Origin of the sequence: Achromobacter sp. SLBN-14 (assembly GCF_006715415.1) — a bacterium.
Lineage (GTDB): Bacteria > Pseudomonadota > Gammaproteobacteria > Burkholderiales > Burkholderiaceae_B > Achromobacter > Achromobacter mucicolens.
In genome coordinates this window covers 721,558-742,303 of sequence record NZ_VFNE01000001.1, presented here as the reverse complement: position 1 = coordinate 742,303, position 20,746 = coordinate 721,558, and the positions used below count along the sequence as shown (strand labels likewise).

15 protein-coding genes are annotated in these 20,746 nt (G+C 65.6%); 12 read left to right on the top strand and 3 right to left on the bottom strand.

Features of this window, described 5'->3' with window-relative positions; all coding sequences use genetic code 11:
• The first annotated feature begins 6 nt into the window (after positions 1 to 6).
• From rluB to typA, 7 genes are all read left to right on the top strand, one after another.
• Positions 7 to 1,893, top strand: coding sequence for a 23S rRNA pseudouridine(2605) synthase RluB (rluB, locus tag FBY20_RS03390; protein ID WP_255452225.1), 1,887 nt, complete (start codon positions 7 to 9; stop codon positions 1,891 to 1,893).
• A gap of 479 nt (positions 1,894 to 2,372) precedes the next feature.
• The gene (rimP, locus tag FBY20_RS03385; protein ID WP_056322384.1) at positions 2,373 to 2,876 is read left to right on the top strand and encodes a ribosome maturation factor RimP; all 504 of its coding nucleotides are present in this window, start codon (positions 2,373 to 2,375) and stop codon (positions 2,874 to 2,876) included.
• Positions 2,873 to 4,351: a transcription termination factor NusA gene (gene nusA, locus FBY20_RS03380; RefSeq protein WP_056322387.1), complete on the top strand. Its 1,479-nt coding sequence runs from the start codon at positions 2,873 to 2,875 to the stop codon at positions 4,349 to 4,351. The genes rimP and nusA overlap by 4 nt, the downstream gene beginning before the upstream one ends.
• A 97-nt stretch (positions 4,352 to 4,448) precedes the next feature.
• On the top strand, positions 4,449 to 7,517 hold the full coding sequence (infB, locus tag FBY20_RS03375) for a translation initiation factor IF-2 (protein WP_142050029.1): 3,069 nt from the start codon (positions 4,449 to 4,451) through the stop codon (positions 7,515 to 7,517).
• Between the two features lie 21 nt (positions 7,518 to 7,538).
• Positions 7,539 to 7,940 (top strand): 30S ribosome-binding factor RbfA, encoded by a 402-nt coding sequence (rbfA, locus tag FBY20_RS03370; protein ID WP_056322392.1) that lies wholly within the window; start codon positions 7,539 to 7,541, stop codon positions 7,938 to 7,940.
• 43 nt (positions 7,941 to 7,983) lie between these two features.
• Entirely contained in the window at positions 7,984 to 8,736 is a 753-nt protein-coding gene (gene truB, locus FBY20_RS03365) for a tRNA pseudouridine(55) synthase TruB (RefSeq protein ID WP_142050026.1), read from the top strand.
• Positions 8,733 to 10,556, top strand: a complete 1,824-nt coding sequence (typA, locus tag FBY20_RS03360; RefSeq protein ID WP_056322397.1) for a translational GTPase TypA — start codon at positions 8,733 to 8,735, stop codon at positions 10,554 to 10,556. The genes truB and typA overlap by 4 nt, the downstream gene beginning before the upstream one ends.
• A 120-nt stretch (positions 10,557 to 10,676) precedes the next feature.
• Here the strand turns inward: typA and FBY20_RS03355 are convergent, their stop codons facing one another.
• Positions 10,677 to 11,075 (bottom strand): 4-oxalocrotonate tautomerase, encoded by a 399-nt coding sequence (locus FBY20_RS03355; RefSeq protein WP_142050023.1) that lies wholly within the window; start codon positions 11,073 to 11,075, stop codon positions 10,677 to 10,679.
• A 107-nt stretch (positions 11,076 to 11,182) separates the two neighbouring features.
• Between FBY20_RS03355 and FBY20_RS03350 the strand changes: the two genes are divergently transcribed.
• Entirely contained in the window at positions 11,183 to 12,046 is an 864-nt protein-coding gene (locus FBY20_RS03350) for a LysR family transcriptional regulator (RefSeq protein WP_056322402.1), read from the top strand.
• A 65-nt stretch (positions 12,047 to 12,111) separates the two neighbouring features.
• On the opposite strand, the gene FBY20_RS03345 is transcribed toward FBY20_RS03350, so the two are convergent.
• A complete protein-coding gene (locus tag FBY20_RS03345) occupies positions 12,112 to 12,738 on the bottom strand; it encodes a TIGR00730 family Rossman fold protein (protein ID WP_056322403.1) in 627 nt (208 codons plus the stop codon).
• A gap of 52 nt (positions 12,739 to 12,790) precedes the next feature.
• Here FBY20_RS03345 and polA point away from each other — a divergent pair, with 52 nt between their 5' ends.
• From polA to FBY20_RS03330, 3 genes are all read left to right on the top strand, one after another.
• Positions 12,791 to 15,508 carry a DNA polymerase I gene (gene polA / locus FBY20_RS03340; RefSeq protein ID WP_142050020.1) on the top strand — a complete coding sequence of 906 codons (2,718 nt, stop codon included), beginning with the start codon at positions 12,791 to 12,793 and terminating at the stop codon, positions 15,506 to 15,508.
• Positions 15,509 to 15,608: 100 nt separating this feature from the next.
• Positions 15,609 to 16,448 (top strand): ZIP family metal transporter, encoded by an 840-nt coding sequence (locus FBY20_RS03335; protein WP_142050017.1) that lies wholly within the window; start codon positions 15,609 to 15,611, stop codon positions 16,446 to 16,448.
• 56 nt (positions 16,449 to 16,504) lie between these two features.
• On the top strand, positions 16,505 to 17,293 hold the full coding sequence (locus tag FBY20_RS03330) for a dienelactone hydrolase family protein (protein ID WP_142050014.1): 789 nt from the start codon (positions 16,505 to 16,507) through the stop codon (positions 17,291 to 17,293).
• A gap of 215 nt (positions 17,294 to 17,508) precedes the next feature.
• On the opposite strand, the gene FBY20_RS03325 is transcribed toward FBY20_RS03330, so the two are convergent.
• A complete protein-coding gene (locus FBY20_RS03325; protein WP_056322414.1) occupies positions 17,509 to 19,170 on the bottom strand; it encodes a Na/Pi cotransporter family protein in 1,662 nt (553 codons plus the stop codon).
• Positions 19,171 to 19,345: 175 nt separating this feature from the next.
• Here FBY20_RS03325 and FBY20_RS03320 point away from each other — a divergent pair, with 175 nt between their 5' ends.
• Positions 19,346 to 20,737, top strand: a complete 1,392-nt coding sequence (locus FBY20_RS03320; RefSeq protein WP_056322416.1) for an L-serine ammonia-lyase — start codon at positions 19,346 to 19,348, stop codon at positions 20,735 to 20,737.
• Positions 20,738 to 20,746: the final 9 nt, after the last annotated feature.

Genomic DNA, 20,746 nt, shown 5'->3' with positions numbered 1-20,746 from the left:
GTCCCAGTGACAACGAATACAGCAATACAGGACGACACCCCCCGTTCGGATGACGCCGTTGCCGGCGCGCCGGAATCCTCTGGCGCGCGCGAACCGGCCGCCGAAGGCGATGCCGGCGCCCGCGGCCGCGGCCGCAAACTGAGGACGCCGTTCCGCCGCCGTCGTGGCGATGCCGCCGCCGAGCAGGCCCCCGCCGCCGAAGGCCAGGCCGCCGCGCCGGCCGCGCCGGTCGAGTCCGCGGACTCCCGTGGCGGCGAGCAGGAGGCCGAACAGGCCCTGTCCTACCTGGACACGGCTGACCGCATGGAACAGCGCCTGGGCAAGTACCTGAACAGCGAAGCGGTCATGCCCAAGCTGCACAAGGTGCTGGCCGACGCCGGCATCGGCTCGCGCCGTGAAATGGAAGAACTGATCGTGGCGGGCCGCGTGTCCGTCAACGGCGAGCCGGCGCATATTGGCCAGCGCGTGGGTCCCAACGACCAGGTCCGCGTCAACGGCAAGCCCATCATGCGCGCCAACACCAAGAAGCCGCCGCGCGTGATCCTGTATCACAAGCCCGCCGGCGAGATCGTCAGCCACGACGACCCCGGCGGTCGTGCCAGCGTGTTTGCGCGTTTGCCCAAGCTGCGCACCGGCAAGTGGCTCTCGGTGGGCCGCCTGGACTTGAACACCGAAGGCCTGCTCATCTTCACGACGTCGGGCGACATGGCCAACCGGATCATGCACCCCCGTTATGGCACGGAACGCGAGTACGCCGTCCGTGTCTTGGGTGAAATGGACGAAGCGCAGCGCCAGTCGCTGGTGGACGGCATCGAACTCGAAGACGGTCTGGCCGCGTTCGGCGCGCTGGATTATCTGGGTGGCGACGGCAGCAACCGCTGGTATCGCGTCACGCTGCAAGAAGGCCGCAACCGGGAAGTGCGCCGCATGTTTGAAGCGGTTGGCGTCACGGTCAGCCGCCTGATCCGTACGCGCTTTGGCGATGTGGTGCTGCCGCGCACGCTGCGCCGTGGCCGCTGGGACGAACTGGATGCGTCTCTCGTGACCGCGCTGATGGTGCAACTGGGGCTGTTGCGTGACGACGACGATTCGTCCGGCAACCGCCGCCGCTCCAAGCAGCCGCAATCGCATGACAGCGCGCTGCCCCCGGGGTTTGGCACGCTGGACCGCAATGGCATGAATGGCGCCCGCATCGGGCGCCGCGGCAAGCTGCAGGGCGGCGGTGTGGGCAGCGCGGGTCAGGCCGCGGCGTGTCCGTCCGATCCGTTCGGCACCGGCCTGATGATTGCTGGCGGCTATGCCAACGGCCATCCGCTCTCGGGCGAGGGCGGCTTCGGCAATCGCAAGGGCAAACCGGGTTCGCGGCCCGCTGGCGCCGGCAAGCCCGGTGGCAAGGCGGGCGGTAAGTCGGGCGGCAAGGCGGGTGGACGCTCGGGCGGCAATGCCCGTGGGCCTCGCGCCGCAGCGAACGCCGGCCCGGGTAACCCGATGGCCAGCAGCCCGGCGGGCGGCAATGTCGCCGGCGTGAACCCGGCGGTTGGCGGCATGGCGGAAGCGCCGGCTGGCGCGGGCCGCAGGCCCGGCGGCAAGTCCGGTGGCAAGCCGGGCGGCGGCAAGCCGGGCGGCAACAAACCGGCAGGCGCGCGCGGCGGCAATGCGGCGCGCGGGGGCAAGCCGGCTGCCGGCGGCCGCGGCGGCAACAAGGCCGAAGGCGCACGCGCCGGCGGCAACAACAAGGGTCCCGGCGCGGGCGGCAAGCCGCGCACGCCGCGTGCGGGCGGCGCCCGCAGCGAAGGCGGTCAGCGGGGCGACGATTGGCAGCCGCGCAGTGCGTCGGCGCACGAATCCCGCTTGGGTGTCGTGGGTGGCGGCCGGGGACGTCAGGGCCGCTGATCCCCGCAGGGCGGCCCGCTGAGCGCGCTGCCGCCCCGCATCCGTCCCATATAAACGTAAGCCCGTGACGAATCAGGCGATTTTCCCGTTTATCTGGTAAAATCAATGGTTTTCATGGCTTCGCGTCATGGCTTTTTGCTGGATGCACTGGTTTCTCAAGTGCGCTTTACCGCAAAAAGCACGTCGGCTGCATGTGTGCCGACCGGGCGCTCGGCTTTGTGCTGGCGTGTTGGCGTGCCCAGGGGCGCTGCTTGCAGCAGTCTCGTTGGAGCGAGCCGCTATCTGCGGACGGCGCACAGGCGCCACGGCATTGATCCCGACCCCGGCCAGACCGGGACGGGCAGTCAGGACGGCGCAAGCCAAAAATTAGGTCGCAATATAGGGCACTGCCCAGCATTGCTCCTTACGTGCAGTAGGGAAGCGGCTGGGCTCTGTGCAATATCGGTGGGCTGGGCGTGCAGCCCATTTTTTTTGAGTATATGGCTGATTTATTCGCATTGACCGAAGAGGCTCTGGCCGGCATGGACGTCGAACTCGTCGACGTGGAACGTGCCGCCCTGGGTCTTTTGCGCGTCACGATCGATCGGGTCGGCGGTGTGCGCATCGAAGACTGCGAGCAGGTGTCCCGCCAATTGTCGCGGGTCTATGAGGTCGAGAACATCGACTACAAGCGCCTCGAGGTCGGGTCGCCGGGCGTGGATCGCCCGCTGCGCACCGAGGCCGAGTTCCGCCGGTTTGCAGGCGAGCGCATCGAAATCAAGCTGCGCGAAGCATTGGACGGCCGCAAAGTCTTCTCGGGCACGTTGACCGTGCCGGAAGACGACGCCGCTGCTTCCGACGCGGCTGCTGGCATGCACAAGACCGTGTTCGGTCTCGAATTTGAGGCAAAAAAGAACGAAGTCCAGGTGTTGAATTTCACGGTCGAAGACATCGAGCGTGCAAAACTGGATCCCGTTCTGGATTTCAAGGGCAAAAAGCGATGAGTCGCGAAATTCTTCTGTTGGTCGATGCCTTGGCGCGTGAAAAGAACGTCACGCGTGACGTCGTGTTCGGCGCTCTCGAAAGTGCGCTGGCCTCGGCCATGAAAAAGCGCTTCAAGGATGATGCGGACATTCGTGTTTCCATCGATAGGGAAACGGGAGACCACGAAGGCTTCCGCCGTTGGCTGGTCGTGCCCGATGAGGCCGGCCTGCAAGAACCCGACAAGCAGGAAATGCTGTCGGACGCGGAGGAAATCGTCCCCGGCATCAAGGAAGGCGAGTACATCGAAGAGCCCCTGGAGCCCATCGAATTCGGCCGCATCGGTGCCCAGGCCGCCAAGCAGGCGATCCTGCAAAAGATCCGCGACGCCGAGCGCGAACAGGTGCTGAACGACTTCCTGGACCGTGGTGAAACCATCGTTTCCGGCACGATCAAGCGCATGGACAAGGGCGACGCCATCGTTGAAACCGGCAAGATCGAAGCGCGCCTGCCGCGCTCCGAGATGATCCCCAAGGAAAACCTTCGGGTTGCCGATCGCGTGCGCGCCTTCGTGTTGCGTGTGGACCACGCCGCGCGTGGCCAGCAGGTCATCCTCTCGCGCACGTCGCCCGAGTTCATCCGCCAGCTGTTCGAGAACGAAGTGCCCGAGATCGAGCAGGGTCTGCTCGAGATCAAGGCTGCTGCCCGCGATGCCGGCGTGCGTGCGAAGATCGCCGTCGTGGCATACGATAAGCGTATCGATCCCATCGGGACGTGCGTGGGCATGCGCGGTTCGCGCGTGACCGCCGTGCGCAACGAACTCGGCGGCGAGCAGGTCGACATCGTGCTGTGGTCGGAAGACCCCGCGCAGTTCGTCATCGGCGCGCTGGCGCCGGCCAACGTCGAATCCATCGTCGTCGATGAAGACAAGCATGCGATGGACGTCGTGGTGGACGAGGAAAACCTGCCGAAGGCCATCGGCGCCAAGGGCCAGAACGTGCGCCTGGCGTCCGAACTGACCGGCTGGCAGATCAACATCATGACGCCGGAAGAAAGCCTGAACCGCCAGGAAGTCGAGCGTTCGGGTCTGCGCACCACGTTCATGAGCAAGCTGGACGTCGACGAGGAAGTCGCTGACATCCTGATCGACGAAGGATTTACCGGTATCGAGGAAATCGCCTACGTGCCCATGCAGGAACTGCTGGAAATCGAGGCGTTTGACGAAGACACCATTAATGAGTTGCGCGCCCGTGCCCGCAATGCGCTGCTGACCGAGGCAATCGCCCAGGAAGAGCGCCTTGAGACCGCACAGGATCTGCTAGAACTCGAAGGCATGACGCCGGAACTGGCCGCCAAGCTGGCCGAGCGTCAAGTGCATACGCGTGATGATCTGGCCGAATTGGCAACGGACGAGCTGGCGGAAATCGCCGGTCTGACCGAACAGGAGGCCAGCGATCTCATCATGCGTGCCCGTGCCCATTGGTTCGACGAAGAATAACCATAAGGACACGGGTCTGCGGTGGAGGATGCTGCCGCTTCGTCCACCGCAAGTTCACGTTGTTTGTAATAGCTGCCTATAGGGAAGAGAGAGCCTAATGTCGAGTAATACCGTCGCCCAGTTCGCTACCGAGCTGAAAATGCCTGCCAACGTGCTGCTGGATCAGCTGCGTTCGGCTGGCGTTGACCTCAAATCGGTTGACGATTCCGTCACCGACAGCGACAAGGCGAAATTGCTCGAATCGCTGCGTCGCGCACACGGCGCAACCGAAGGCAAGAAGATCACGCTGACGCGCCGCCAGACTTCCGAGATCCGGCAAGCCGACGCCACGGGCCGTTCGCGCACGATCCAGGTCGAAGTGCGCAAGAAGCGCGTCTTCGTCAAGCGCGACCCGTCCGAACTCGCCCTGGAGCAGGCTGCCTCGGCCCGTCCCGAAGAGGAAGCTGCCGAGCAAGCCGCTCCGCAGGTTTCCGCTCCGGCTGCGCCCGCAGTGCCCGAGGCGCCCGCCGCCGCCGAACCTCGCGAAACGGCGCCTGTAGAGGCCGAAGCTCCCGCCCAGGCCGAAGCGCCGCAGCAGGAGCCCGCCGCTGTCGAAGCCGCCGCCCCGGCCGAAGCGCCCGCGGCAACCGAATCCGTCGCGGCCGAAGCGCCCGCCCCCGTCGAGGCCAAAGCGCCCGAAGTTCAGGCCCAGCCTGAACCCGAACCGACGCCGGCGCCTGCTCCTGCCGAGCCCGTGGCCGAAGAGGCCAAGCCCGAAATCAAGACTGAAACCACCGAGCCCAAGGCTGAAGAAGCCAAGCCGGAACCTGCTGTGCTAGCCAATAAGTCCGAAACATCTTCCTCCCAGGCCGCCGCGCCTGTCGCCCAGGCGCAGCCTGCCGCGAAATCCGAATCCGTGAAGCCTGCCGCCAAGCCCGAGGCCGCCGCGCCCGCCGCTGCGCCCAAGGTAGCCTCGCGCGCCGACAATCGTCGCGCCGGTCCGCCGCTGGCCGCTTCCGCCACGACCGCTGGCCGCGACGAAGCCCGCCGCGCCGCCGAGGCCGAGGCTGCCGCGCTGCGCGAAATGCTGAACCGTCCCCGCAAGGTGCTGCGCGCGCCGGAACCGGAAGCGCCCGCTGCCGCGCCGATCTCCGGCACGCTACACAAGCCCGCCGGCAAGCCCGGCGCCGCGCCCGCGGCCAAGAAGGACGCCAAGCCGGCCGCGCCTGGCGCCAAGAAGACCATCAAGACCGCCGAAGTGTCGTCGACCTGGTCGGACGATTCGTCGCGCAAGAAGCCCGCCGACAAGCCGGCAGCCCCGGCCAGCCGCGATGGCTGGCGTGCAGGCGGCAAGGGCGGTGGCAAGTCGGGCGGCCGTGGTGGCCGCAACCAGCAGAACGACCGCCGCAACGAGCCGGCGCCGCAGGAATTCATCGCACGTGAAGTCCACGTGCCGGAAACCATCAGCGTCGCCGACCTGGCCCACAAGATGTCCGTCAAGGCCGCCGAAGTCATCAAGCAATTGATGAAGCTCGGCCAGATGGTCACCATCAACCAGGTCCTGGACCAGGAAACGGCCATGATCGTGGTCGAAGAACTTGGCCACGTCGCGATCGCCGCCAAGCTGGACGACCCGGAAGCCTTCCTGGACGAATCCGCCACCCAATCCGAAGCCGAACAGCTGCCGCGGGCGCCGGTCGTGACCGTCATGGGCCACGTCGACCACGGCAAGACCTCGCTGCTGGACTACATCCGCCGCGCCAAGGTTGCCGCGGGCGAAGCCGGCGGCATTACGCAGCATATCGGCGCCTATCACGTGCGCACCGAGCGCGGCATGGTCACCTTCCTGGACACCCCGGGCCACGAGGCGTTCACCGCCATGCGTGCCCGCGGCGCCAAGGCGACCGACATCGTGATTCTGGTGGTTGCCGCCGACGACGGCGTGATGCCCCAGACGCGTGAAGCCATCCACCATGCCAAGGCTGCTGGCGTGCCCATCGTCGTGGCCGTGACCAAGATCGACAAGCCCGCCGCCAACCCGGACCGCGTCAAGCAGGAACTGGTTGCCGAAGAGGTCGTGCCTGAAGAATACGGCGGCGACGTGCCGTTCGTGGGCGTGTCCGCCAAGACTGGCCAAGGCATCGACGATCTGCTCGAAAACGTGCTGCTGCAAGCCGAAGTGCTGGAACTGAAGGCGCCGGAAGACGCGCCCGCCAAGGGCCTGGTCATCGAAGCCCGTCTGGACAAGGGCCGCGGCCCGGTCGCGACGATCCTGGTGCAGAGCGGCACGCTCAAGCGCGGCGACGTGGTGCTGGCCGGCGCAAGCTTTGGCCGCGTGCGCGCCATGCTCGACGAAAACGGCAAGCCGATCCAGTCGGCCGGACCGTCGATTCCCGTCGAGATCCAGGGCCTGACCGAAGTGCCGGCCGCCGGCGACGAGCTGATGGCGCTGTCCGACGAGCGCAAGGCGCGCGAAATCGCGCTGTTCCGCCAGGGCAAGTTCCGCGACGTCAAGCTGGCCCGCCAACAGGCCGCCAAGCTGGAATCGATGTTCGACAACCTCGGCGAAGGCACCCAGACCCTCACCCTTATCGTCAAGACCGACGTGCAGGGTTCGCAGGAAGCGCTGGTGCAATCGCTGGTCAAGCTGTCCACCGACGAAGTGCGCGTTCAGGTCGTGCACGCCGCCGTGGGCGGCATCTCGGAAACCGACATCAACCTGGCCATCGCCTCGCACGCCGTCGTCATCGGCTTCAACGTGCGCGCCGACGCCAGCGCCAAGAAGCTTGCCGAGAACAACGGCATCGACGTGCGCTACTACAACATCATCTACGACGCCGTGGATGAAGTTAAGGCCGCCATGTCGGGCATGCTGGCGCCCGAGAAGAAGGAAGAAATCATCGGCCTGGTCGAGATCCGCGAGGTGTACAGCATCTCCCGCCTCGGCAACATCGCCGGTTGTATGGTGCTCGATGGCATCGTGCGCCGCGATTCTCAGGTCCGCCTGCTGCGCAACAACGTGGTTCACTGGACGGGGCACCTCGAATCGCTGCGCCGCTTCAAGGACGACGTCAAGGAAGTCAAGTCGGGCTTCGATTGCGGCCTGACGCTGCGCGGCAACAACGACATCCAGGTGGGCGACCAGCTGGAAGTCTTTGAAATCAAGGAAATTGCGCGCACGCTGTAAAGCAGGCGCCAGGCATTGTTAATGAGCCGTCACAAGTCCAAAGCCATTCCCGGCCGCAATCTGCGGCTGGCCGACCAGATCCAGAAGGATCTGGCCGGGATCATCCAGCGCGAGATCGACACCAAACGCGCTGGATTGATCACGATTTCGGGTGTGGAACTGTCGACCGACTACGCGCATGCCAAGGTGTGGTTCACGGTTTTGGGCGCCGAGCCCGAAGCCGCCGCCACCTTGCTGAACGAGAAGGCCGGCTGGCTGCATTCGCAGCTCTACAAGCTTTTGCACATCCATACCGTCCCCACTTTGCGCTTCTTCCACGACGAGCAAGTCGCTCGTGGCATCGAGATGTCGATCCTCATCGACCGCGCAAACCGCCCCGGCCCGCACTCGGGCGTACCCGACGAGCCAGAAGACCAGTCCTGATCGGGCTGTCGTCACTGCTTCATTTTTTTTCCGGATTCCGACGATGGCTAAACGACGCGGGCTTGCGCTCGACGGTGTGCTGTTGCTTGATAAACCCGTGGGTTTGTCGAGCAATCACGCCTTGCAGCGCGCCAAACGCGCCATGGATGCGGCCAAGGCCGGCCATACCGGCACGCTGGACCCCTTTGCCACCGGCTTGCTGGTGTGCTGCATGGGTCGCGCCACCAAAATTTCCGGCGCGATGCTTGACGCCGACAAGGCATATCGCGCTACGCTGCAATTTGGATCGGAAACCGATTCCGGCGACCTGACGGGCAACGTCACGGCGACCGCCGAACCCGGTTTTACCGTCGAGGAACAGGCTCTGCGCGACGCGCTGTCACGTTTCTCGGGCACCATCGAGCAGATTCCGCCGATGTACTCCGCGCTCAAGCGCGACGGCAAGCCGCTGTACGAGTACGCCCGCGCGGGCATCGAACTGGAGCGGCCGCCGCGCCAGATCACGATATACCGCATCGAGCTGTTGTCCCTCTCCGGGAGGCAGGCAGAGATCGATGTGGCTTGCAGTAAAGGCACATACATCCGAACACTGGCCCAGGACATCGGGCGCGTGCTGGGCTGTTTCGCCCACCTGACGGCGCTGCGGCGCACGCACGTCGGGCCCTTCTCTCTGGAACGCGCCGTTGAACTGGAAGCCTTGCAGGCCATGCCAGACCCGAAGCAGGCATTGCTTGCACTGAACGAATTGCCGGAGGGCTTGCTGCCCTCCACCCTGACCTTAAAGGACTCGCTATGACTCGCGCCTTGCGCAACGTCGCCATCATCGCCCACGTGGACCACGGTAAAACCACCCTGGTCGACCAGCTGCTGCGCCAATCCGGCACCTTCCGCGAAAACCAGGCGCTGACCGAACGGGTCATGGACTCGAACGACCTGGAAAAGGAACGCGGCATCACGATTCTGGCCAAGAACTGTGCCGTGGAATACGAAGGTACCCACATCAACATCGTCGACACCCCGGGACACGCGGACTTCGGCGGTGAAGTCGAGCGCGTGCTGTCCATGGTCGACGGCGTGTTGCTGCTGGTGGACGCGGTCGAAGGCCCGATGCCCCAGACCATTTTCGTGACCCGCAAGGCGCTGGCCCTGGGCTTGAAGCCGATCGTCGTGGTCAACAAGGTTGACCGTCCGGGCGCCCGTACGGATTTCGTCATCAACGCCACGTTCGATCTGTTCGACAAGCTGGGCGCTACCGACGAGCAGCTGGACTTCCCGGTCGTGTACGCGTCGGGCCTGTCCGGCTACGCCGGCCTCACGCCGGATGTGCGCGAAGGCGACATGCGTCCGCTGTTCGAAGCCATCCTGCAGCACGTGCCGCAGCGCGAGGACGATCCCAACGGTCCGCTGCAGATGCAGATCATCTCGCTGGACTACAACAGCTACGTCGGCAAGATCGGCGTGGGCCGCATCAACCGTGGCCGTATGCGCCCCGGCATGGAAGTGGCCTACAAGTTCGGTCCCGATGGCCAGGGCGGCCGCGGCCGCATCAACCAGGTGCTGAAGTTCCATGGCCTGGAGCGCATCGTGGTGGACGAAGCCGAAGCCGGCGACATCGTGCTGATCAACGGCATCGAAGACCTGGGCATCGGTTGCACGGTGATGGATCCGGCCAACCAGGAACCGCTGCCGATGCTGCGCATCGACGAGCCGACGCTGACCATGAACTTCATGGTGAACACGTCGCCGCTGGCGGGCCGCGAAGGCAAGTTCGTGACCAGCCGCCAAGTGCGCGACCGCCTGGACCGCGAGCTGAAGTCCAACGTGGCGCTGCGTGTGCGCGACACGGGCGACGACACCGTGTTTGAAGTGTCGGGCCGTGGCGAACTGCACCTGACCATTCTGCTGGAAACGATGCGCCGCGAAGGCTACGAGCTGGCCGTGTCGCGTCCGCGCGTGGTGTTCAAGGAAATCGACGGCGTGAAGTGCGAGCCGTTCGAATCGCTGACCGTTGACGTCGAAGACGCCCACCAGGGCGGCGTCATGGAAGAGCTGGGCCGCCGCAAGGGCGACCTGCAGGATATGCAGCCGGACGGCCGTGGCCGTACGCGCCTGGAATACCTGATCCCGGCCCGCGGCCTGATCGGCTTCCAGAACGAGTTCCTGACGCTGACGCGCGGTACGGGCCTGATGAGCCACATCTTCCACGAATACGCGCCCATCAAGGAAGGCTCCATCGGCGAGCGCCGCAATGGCGTGCTGATCAGCCAGGACAACGGCGACGCCGTGGCCTACGCACTGTGGAAGCTGCAGGATCGCGGCCGCATGTTCGTCAACCCGGGCGATGCGCTGTACGAAGGCATGATCATCGGCATCCACAGCCGCGACAACGACCTGGTCGTGAACCCGATCAAGGGCAAGCAGCTGACCAACGTGCGCGCCTCGGGCACCGACGAAGCCGTGCGCCTGGTTCCGCCGATCCAGATGTCGCTGGAATACGCCGTGGAATTCATCGACGACGACGAACTGGTCGAAATCACCCCGAAGTCGATCCGTCTGCGCAAGCGCTACCTGCTCGAGAACGAGCGCAAGCGCGCCGCGCGCGAATCCGCGGTCTAAGCCTGCAGGCGGCAGCCTGCCGCCAACAAGCCCGGCCAATGAAAAGCCGCGCACCTTTGGGTGCGCGGCTTTTTGCATGTTGGGCGGGTGTCAGACATCGCAGGACGTGGCGCCGCCCGCTTACGAGGCGCTGTGCTGGTGCCGGTATTCCTGCGTGCGTCCGCCATAGCCGTAGGCGGCCGCGCGCGCGTCGATGACGTGCACATAGGAGCATTCGTGCAGCTCGCCCAGGATGTCCGCGAAAGCCGCGTAGATCTCCTTGATGAAGCGCGCTTTCTCGGCCTTGGTGTTGGTCTCGTCCGTCACGCTGATATCCAGATGGAATGCGTTCTTGCCCAGTTCCGACAAGGGACGCCCGCCGATGAACCAGAGGTCGTGCGCAATGTGCTGCAGCGTGATGGCGATGACGGGCAGCTTTTTTCCGAGGACGGACTGGGTCAGCCCGGCGACGGACTCGACGATGCGGTGGTCGATGGCGGCATCGGGCGTGCCGGAACGATGGATGACGATGTGGGGCATGACGGCTCTCCGGGTGGGGTAGGTACGGCGCCAGTGTAGAAAGCGCATTGACATCGGAAAAGCGGGAATTTACGATTTCATCCATCGTATTTGCCGTTGGATAGGCCATGAGCGGATTTGACCTGGACCAGCTGCGCACCCTGGTCGCCGTGCTGGACGCGGGCAGCCTGACGGCAGCCGCGCCCAAGGTGTTCCTGTCGCAGTCTTCGGTCAGTGAACAGATGCGCAAGCTGGAGGACAAGGCGGGCCAGCCGCTGCTGGTGCGCGGCAAGACGGGCGTGCGCGCAACGCCCGCCGGCCAGCGCCTGCTGGCGCATGCGCGCACGATCCTGGCCCTGAGCGACGAGGCCTACCGCGACCTGCGCGGCGTGGCGCTGCGCGGCGAACTGCGGCTGTGCATCACGGATTACTTCCGCCCCGGCGACGTCGCCCGCCTGCTGCGGCGGCTGAGCGAGCAATACCCGCAGGTGCGGCTGCACGTCACCATCATGAAGAGCGGGGCGATCGAGGCCGCTTACGAGCGCGGCGAGATCGACGTCGGCATCTCCATGGTCATCCAGGAGCGGGGCGCGGCGCGCGGCCGGGCCAATGGCGCGCTATTGCGGCGCGAACCGCTGCTGTGGATGGCAGCCGAGGGCGCGACGCCGCCGCTGGCCGAACCGTTGCCCTTGCTGGCCCTGCCGGAGACGTGCGCCTTGCGCCAATACGTTGAGCGGCTGTTGGCTCGCCGCAGCCTTCCTTATGTCGTGTCGCACGAGGCGTCCGGCGTGGCGGGATTGCAGCTGGCGGTGGCGGCGGGACTGGGCGTGGCGTGCCTGAACGAATCGGCGCTTGGCGCCGGCATGGCGAGGCTGCAGGCGCCTGGCCTGCCGGCGTTGCCGTCGGTGGAATTCCGGCTGCTAGCGGCCCGCCCCGGCGAAAGCGAGTTCGTGGGGCTGGCGCGCGAGGCCATCGTCAAGGCGATGACCTAGGGGCATTGCCTTGACGATGGCTGGCCGCGCCCGCGGGGCATGCGGCCCCGAACGGGCGTGCGGGATCAGGCGGGAAGGGAAGGGGCGTATTGCTCGTCGGACATCACGCGTTCGTGGAACTCGACTACCTTGCGCACGACCTTCACGGGATCGTCTTCGATGATGAAAAGATCCAGGTCATGCGCGCCGATCATGCCATTGCCGAGCACCTGATCGCCAAGCCATTCGGCAAGGCCCGACCAGTACTCGCTGCCGACCAGGACGATGGGGGCCGGGGGGACCTTGCCGGTCTGGATGAGCGTCAACGCTTCGAAGAGTTCGTCCAGGGTGCCAAAGCCGCCCGGCATCGCCACGTAGGCGAAGCTGTGCATGAAGAATGCCGCCTTGCGAGGGAAAAAGTACTCGAAGGACAGGCTGATGGTCTGGTATTCGTTGTTGTGCGCTTCGTGCGGCAGGCTGATGTTCAAGCCGACGCTCGTGCCTCCTGATTCGAATGCACCTTTGTTGGCGGCTTCCATGATGCCGGGGCCGCCACCCGCGATGACGGCAAAGCCTGCTTCGGCCAGGGCCGAGGAAATCGCGATGGTGGTTTCATAGTACGGGGAATTACGGCTGACTCGTGCGCTACCGAAAACGCTGACTGCGGGCCCGATGTGTGCGAGCTTGTCTGCCGCCGTCCTTATCTCTGACATAATCAGCGGAATTTGTTTGCCGGCGGGTGTATCCATATCTGCCTTTGTAACCATGAAAAAAACCTTATTACTGGTCGACGGTTCAAGTTACTTGTACCGCGCTTTCCACGCTATGCCTGATTTGCGCAACGCGCAAGGCGAACCTACGGGTGCGATTTACGGCGTGGTCAATATGCTGCGCAAGCTTGTATCGGACTATAAGGCAGAGTATGCCGCATGTATTTTCGATGCTCGCGGCAAGACTTTCCGGGACGACCTGTATCCGGAGTACAAGTCGCACCGTCCGCCCATGCCCGAAGACCTTGCAGCACAAATCGATCCCATCCATCGCGCGGTGCGCGCGCTGGGCTGGCCGGTGCTGGCCATCGAGGGTGTCGAGGCCGACGACGTCATTGGCACGTTGGCACATCGTGCCGCGCAGCACGACGTGCACACCATCGTCTCTACGGGCGACAAGGACCTGGCGCAGCTGGTGAACAGCCACGTCACCCTGGTCAATACGATGAGCGGCGAGGTCCTGGACGAGGCCGGCGTCGTGAACAAATTCGGCGTGCCGCCCGACCGTATCGTGGATTACCTGATGCTGGTGGGTGACACGGTCGACAATGTGCCGGGCGTCACCAAGGTGGGCCCCAAGACGGCCGCCAAATGGATTACGGAATTTGGCTCCATCGACAAACTGGTCGAAGGCGCCGAGGGCATCAAGGGGGTGGCCGGCAGCAACCTGCGCGAGGCCATTCCCAATTTCCCGCTGACGCGCCAGCTTCTGACGGTCAAGTGCGATTGCGATCTGACCGGGCACGTCGACGGCGTCGATGACCTGACGCCGCGTGCGCGCGACGACGCGACGCTGACCGAACTGTACGAGCGCTACGGGTTCCGCACCTGGCTGCGCGACCTGACCGGTGACGCCGAGCGCGTGCCCGCGGGCGACGCCCGCATCGCGCACGAGGCGCCGGCCGCGCCCGAGACCACCGACTACCGCATCATTTCCGACTGGGCGGCGTTCGACGCCTGGATGGAACTGGTGCAGCAGACTGCGCTGGTTGCGCTGGACACCGAAACGACGTCGCTGGACGAAATGCAGGCCCGGCTGGTGGGCTTGTCGATGTCGGTTGAGCCTGGCGTGGCCTGCTACATCCCCGTCGCGCATCGGGGGCCGGATGGCGCGGTCCAGTTGCCCAAGGACGAGGTGCTGGCACGGCTCAAGCCGTGGCTGCAAGACCCGGCGCGCGCCAAGCTGCTGCACCACGCCAAGTACGACACACACGTTTTCGCCAACGAAGGCATCCGCCTGGCGGGCGCGGCCGAAGACACCATGCTCCAGGCCTACGTGCTGGAGTCGCATCGCGGCGTTGGGTTGAACGACCTGGCGCAGCGCTTTTTGGGCCGCAGCGGCGTGTCGTACGAGGATCTGTGCGGCAAGGGGGCCAAGCAGATCGGTTTTGACGAGGTGGCGGTCGACAAGGCCGGGCATTACGCGGCCGAGGACGCCGACTTCACGCTGCAACTGCATCAGGTGCTGCGCCCGATGGTCGCCGCCGACGAGGGGCTCGAACGCATCTATCGCCTGGAAATGCAGGTGTCGGCGGTGCTGACCACGATCGAGCGCAACGGCGTGAAGGTCGATGCTGCGGAACTGGGCCGCCAGAGCAACAAGCTGGGGCAAGAGATGCTGCAGCTCGAGCAGAAGGCCTACGAACTGGCGGGCCAGCCGTTCAACCTGAATTCTCCCAAGCAGCTGGGCGAGATCCTGTTCGGCCGCATGCAGCTTCCGGTGGTGCGCAAGACCGCGAGCGGCGCGCCGTCCACGGACGAGGAAGTGCTGAGCAAGCTGGCGCTGGACTACCCGCTGCCGCAGGTGCTGCTGGAGTACCGCGGGCTGTCCAAGCTGAAGTCGACGTACACCGACAAGCTGCCGCGCATGATCAATCCGGCGACGGGCAGGGTGCATACGCATTATTCCCAGGCCGCCGTCATCACCGGGCGCCTTGCGTCATCCGATCCCAACCTGCAGAACATTCCGGTGCGCACCGAGGCCGGCCGGCGCGTTCGCGAGGCGTTCATCGCCGAGCAGGGCATGCTGCTGTCCGCGGACTATTCGCAGATCGAGCTGCGCATCATGGCGCACGTCTCGGACGATGCCAACCTGCAAAGCGCCTTCGCGGCGGGCGAGGACATCCACCGCGCCACCGCCTCCGAAGTGTTCGGCGTGCCGCTGGAAGGCGTGACGACCGATCAGCGCCGTGCCGCCAAGGCCATCAACTTCGGCCTCATCTACGGCATGGGCGTGTTCGGCCTGGCATCCAACCTGGGCATCACGCGCGACGCCGCGCAGGCCTACATCGACCGCTACTTTGCGCGCTATCCGGGCGTGGCGATGTACATGGAGAACACGCGGCGCCTGGCGCGCGAGCAGGGCTACGTTGAAACCGTCTTCGGACGCCGGCTGCAGTTGCCGGAAATCCGGGGGGCGTCGGGTCCGCGCCGGCAGGGCGCCGAGCGCGCGGCGATCAACGCGCCCATGCAAGGCACGGCGGCCGATCTCATCAAGATGGCGATGGTGGCGGTGCAGGACTGGCTGGACGCAGAAAACCTGAAGACGCGCATGATCATGCAGGTGCACGATGAACTGGTGCTGGAAGCGCCCGACGACGAGCTGCAAGTGGTCAAGGAAGCGCTGCCGCGCCTGATGTGCAACGTGGCGACGCTGCGCGTGCCGCTGGTGGCGGAAGTGGGCGTCGGCAAGAACTGGGAGCAGGCGCACTAGGCTTTGACTGGGCTGGGCCGTCTTCGGACGGCCCATTTCCGATTTTTGGTTTGAAACAATATAATGTTGCGCTTCCCCCCGCCTTAATTTTCCCCCCCTCATGTTGCTGCTCTGGGTTCTGCTCGCCACCATCACTGGCGGCCTGATTGCCGTCCTTATCGCGAGCTGGCTCGCGTACAAGGTCTTTGCCAAATACCTGCATCACATGGTGAGCCTGTCGGTCGGCGTGCTGCTGTCCGTGGCGCTCCTGCATCTGCTGCCCGAGGCATTCGAGACGGGGGTGGGCAACGCCCACGTGCTCTTCGGGCTGATGCTGGCGTCGCTGATCGGCTTCTTCGTGCTGGAGAAGATTGCGCTGCTGCGCCACAGCCATCACCACGAGGGCGACGGCCACCACCATCACAAGGGCCACGACCGCCACGAGGCGGGGCGCGGCGGGATGCTGATCCTGATCGGCAGTTCGCTGCACAACCTGTGTGACGGCGTGCTGATCGCCGCGGCGTTCCTGACCGATCCGCTGCTGGGCGTGCTGACGGCCGCGTCGATCATCATCCACGAAGTGCCGCACAAGCTGGGCGACTTCGTGGTGCTGCTCAACGCCGGCCTGCGCCGCCGCCGCGCCTTTGCGCTGATTCTGTTCACCAGCTTGTGTTCAGCGGTCGGCGGCATAATAGGGTACTTCGTGCTGCAGCAGGCGCAGGAGTGGACGCCGTACATCCTGGTGATTGCCGCCAGCAGCTTCCTGTACATCTCGGTGGCCGACCTGATGCCGCAGATGCACGAGCGGGTATCCCTGTCCGATGCCGTCCCGCAATTGCTGCTGGTCGGTGTGGGCGTGGCGCTGATCTACAGCGTCACGACGCTGATGCACCACGGGCACGACCATGACGCACACGCGGATCACGGCGTGTCCCAGGCGGAGCACGGCCACCGGCACTAGCGCAGGTGGCGCGGCGGGGATGGCCGGCTTTCGTCGACCCAACCAAGGAGTTCTCCATGAGTTTTTCCACCGCCGCCGGCAATGTCGCCCCCACCGTGATCCACACGGACACGCAGGGCCTGGTCCACGGGGATTTCAAGCTTCCCGTGAGGGACGGTTCGATCGACGCGTATTACGCCGCGCCCGAAGGCCAGCGTGACCTGCCGGTCGTGCTGGTGATCCAGGAAATCTTCGGCGTGCACGAACACATCAAGGACGTCTGCCGCCGGGTGGCCAAGGCTGGTTACCTGGCCGTCGCCGCCAACCTCTATCAACGCCAGGGCGACGCGTCGGTCTATACCGATATCCCGAAGCTCATTTCGGAAATCGTCAGCAAGGTGCCTGACGAACAGGTGTACGCCGATCTGGACGCCAGCGTGGCGTGGGCCGCCGCCAATGGCGGTGACGCGCGCCGCGTGGCGGTGACGGGTTTCTGCTGGGGCGGCCGCCTGACCTGGATGTACGCGGCGCACAATCCCGACGTGAAGGCGGGCGTGGCGTGGTACGGCAAGCTCAGCGTGGGCCACGGCCCGCTCATCAAGCGCGTCGCGCTGGACGTGACCCACGAGCTGCATGGCCCCGTCCTGGGCCTTTACGGCGGCCGCGACGCCAGCATCCCGCTGTCGGACGTGGAAACCATGAAGACGAAACTGGCCGCCGGCAACGCCGCCGCCAAGCAGTCCGAGATCGTGGTCTACCCCGAAGCCGACCACGCGTTTTTGGCGGACTACCGGGCCAGCTACCACCCCGAGGCCGCGAAGGATGGCTGGAAGCGGATGCTGGCATGGTTCAAGCGGTATCTGTAAGGCGGGGAGGGTGAGCCACCAGGTTGGCCCACCGGATGTGCCCGATGCAAAAGAAAGCCGACCCGTGGGTCGGCTTTTTCGTGCGTCAGCGTGCTTGGGACGGTGTCAGACACCCGGCGGAGATAGCCGTCGACTTGGCGCTGGCATCTCAATGGGTGTCTGACACCTGCGACTTGCCTGGGACTTGCTCGCCTGGCGGCTTACCTATTCACTATTCAATTGCCCGCCTCGCGCAGGCGGCTGGGCAGGAGCTCGCCGTGGCGGGCCAGCAAGGGGTACGCCGCCGCGCCCACCAGGTGCGAGTTGATGCCCTTCATGTCCCGCAGGATGTCCAGGTACAGTGCGCCCACTTCCGCGGCGTCGACCTGGCCGGACTTGATCTTCTGCAGGTGAGTGTCGGCCGCCTGGGTTTCGATCGTGCGAAAGCGCGCCTTTTCGCCGGCCAGCGAGCGCGCCTGGCGCAGGTCGTCGTTCACGAAGAGCGCGGCCGCCGTGCGTTGGTTGGCGATGAGCTGGCCCAGGGTGTCGTCCAGGCTGGCGCGTTGCTCGGGCGAGAAAGTCCAGCCCTGCTTGCGCAGCTTGGCCACGTGGCTCAGCAAGCCGTGATGGGCGATATCGCCCGCGTGGCCGATGTTGCTGGTGAACGCCAGAATGTCGTCCAGCCGCTGGAGGTCCTCGCGCGTCATGTTCTCCTGGTCGAGTGTCGCCAGGTAGGTGGTGATGGCGTTTTCCAGCTTGTCCAGCGCGCCGTCCAGCTGGCGCGCCTGCACCATGCGGTGGCGGTTGTCGCGCTTGAAGCCGGCCCGCGCGTAGAGCAGCAGCGTCTGCAGCATGTCGGCCATGCGCAGCGCCTCGCGCGCGGCATTGCCCAGTGCCACGGCGGGCACGTCGTGGGCCCATTCGTCCAGGTATTGGGGGCGGGACGGGTCGTTCGGGTCGGCGCGCTTGGGCAGCCAGCGGGTCAGCAGCGCGGCGTACGGCGTCAGGATCGGCAGGAAGGCCAGGGCGATGACGGCATTGAACAGGGTGTGGAAGTTGGCGACCGCGCGGGCGGGGTCGCTCGCCAGATCGCTCATCCAGGGCTCCAGGAAAGGCAACAGCAGCAGCCCGGCCAGCACGCCCAGCACCCGCGTCAGCAGATTGCCCAGCGGCAGGCGGCGGGCGGCGGGGTCGTCGCCCGTCACGCCTTCGATCATCGGGTTGATCGCCGTGCCCAGGTTGGCGCCCAGCACCAGCGCAAACGCCACGTGCGGCGCGACCATGTTGTGGCTGGCCAGCGACATCACCAGCACCACGACGGCCACGCTGGAGTGCGCGGCCCACGTGAATGCGGCGGACAGCAAGACCGCGGCGACCGGCTGGGTCGACAGGGCGGCAAGAATCATCCCCAACATGGGCGCGGTCTGAAACGGCGCGAAGAGTTCGACGAGCTGGTGCAGCGACAGCAGGAGCAGGCCCAGGCCGATGAAGACCCGGCCCAGGTCGCGGGTGCGGCCGGGCGGATAGCGCCGGAACATCCAGACGCCGGCCAGGATCAGGATCGGGGCGAGCTCGGTCAGGTCGAAGGACAGCAGCTGGACGATCAGCGTGGTGCCCACGTTGGCGCCCAGCATCGCCGCCAGCGCCGGCACCAGACCGACCACGCCGCCCGCAGCAAAACCGGTGATCATCAGGCCGGTGGCGGTGCTGCTTTGCAGCGCCGCCGTGATGCCCAGGCCCGCAAAAAAGGCCCGCAACCGCGTGCCCAGGGCGCGTCCCAAGGCTGCGCCCAGCGCCGCCCCGAACGCGCGCTGCACGCCGGTTTGGACCATATGCACGCCCCAAAGCAGCAGCGCGACGTAGCCGGCGAAGTCAAGCAGGGTAATGAGTCCAGACATGCAGGCGTTTTTCCGTTCTTTTTATGACAAGTAATAATTCTGTAATGATCGCATGCCGGGGCAGGCTTTGGCACCCGGCGCGAAGATACAGGATACGCCGGGCGGGGCTTTGCTGCGTGCGCCCGGGCTCGCGCGTATCATTGCCTGATCGTTGGTGGATGTATTGGAGTTTGGCGTGGCCGTTTCCGTTTTCGATCTGTTCAAGATAGGCATTGGCCCGTCGAGCTCTCATACCGTGGGCCCGATGCGGGCGGCGCTGCTATTTGCGCAAGGGCTGGAGCGCGACGGCCTTGTTCCGCGCGTGGCCAGCGTGCGGGCCGAACTGTACGGATCGCTGGGCGCCACCGGCAAGGGGCACGGCACCGACAAGGGGGTGCTGCTGGGCCTGATGGGCGAGGCGCCGGATACGGTCGACCCCGCGGCCATCGCCGGCATGATTGCCTCGGTGCGCGCCAGCCGGCAGTTGCCGTTGCTGGGCAAGTACCCGCTGCCCTTCGTGGAAAAGGAACACATGATGTTCTACCGCCGCGAAGCCATGGCCGAACACCCCAACGGCATGAAATTCCACGCATTCGACGCCGACGGCCAGTCCCTGCGCGAGGCCCGCTACCTGTCGGTGGGCGGCGGCTTCGTCGTCACCGCCGGCGCCTCCAACAGCCAGGTCATCGCGGCGCACGACCAGTTGCCGTACCCGTTTCGCATGGGGCGGGAACTGCTGGCCATGTGCCAGGACAACGGTTTGACGGTGGCGCAGGTCATGATGCAGAACGAGCTGACCTGGCGCGAAACCTCGGAGGTCAATGCCGGCCTGGACCGCATCTGGCAGGTCATGCAGGACTGCGTGGCGCGCGGCTGCGGCATCAACTATCCGGAAGCGGACGGCGAGTTGCCCGGCCCGTTGCGCGTGCGCCGGCGCGCCCCCGAGCTCTACCGCAATCTCACCCAGCGGGCCGAGCGCACGTTGTCTGACCCGCTTTCTGTCATGGATTGGGTGAACCTGTACGCGATGGCCGTCAACGAAGAGAACGCGGCGGGCGGCCGGGTGGTCACGGCGCCGACCAACGGCGCGGCGGGCATCATTCCAGCCGTGCTGCACTATTACGACCGTTTCGTGCCGGGCGCCAACCGCGAGGGCGTGCGCGAATTCCTGCTGACCGCGGCGGCGATCGGGCTGCTCTACAAGTACAACGCGTCGCTGTCAGGCGCGGAAGTGGGCTGCCAGGGCGAAGTCGGCGTGGCCTGTTCGATGGCGGCCGGCGGACTGGCGGCGGCGCTGGGCGGGTCGGTGGAGCAGGTGGAAAACGCGGCCGAGATCGGCATGGAGCACAACCTGGGTCTGACCTGCGATCCCGTCGGCGGACTGGTGCAGATTCCCTGTATCGAACGCAACGCCATGGCCTCGGTCAAGGCCGTGAACGCCGCCCGCATGGCGCTGCGGGGCGACGGCCAGCACTACGTGTCGCTGGATTCGGTCATCAAGACCATGCGCGAAACCGGCGCCGACATGAAAACCAAGTACAAGGAAACGGCGCGGGGCGGTTTGGCGGTGAATATCGTCGAGTGCTGAGTTGCACGC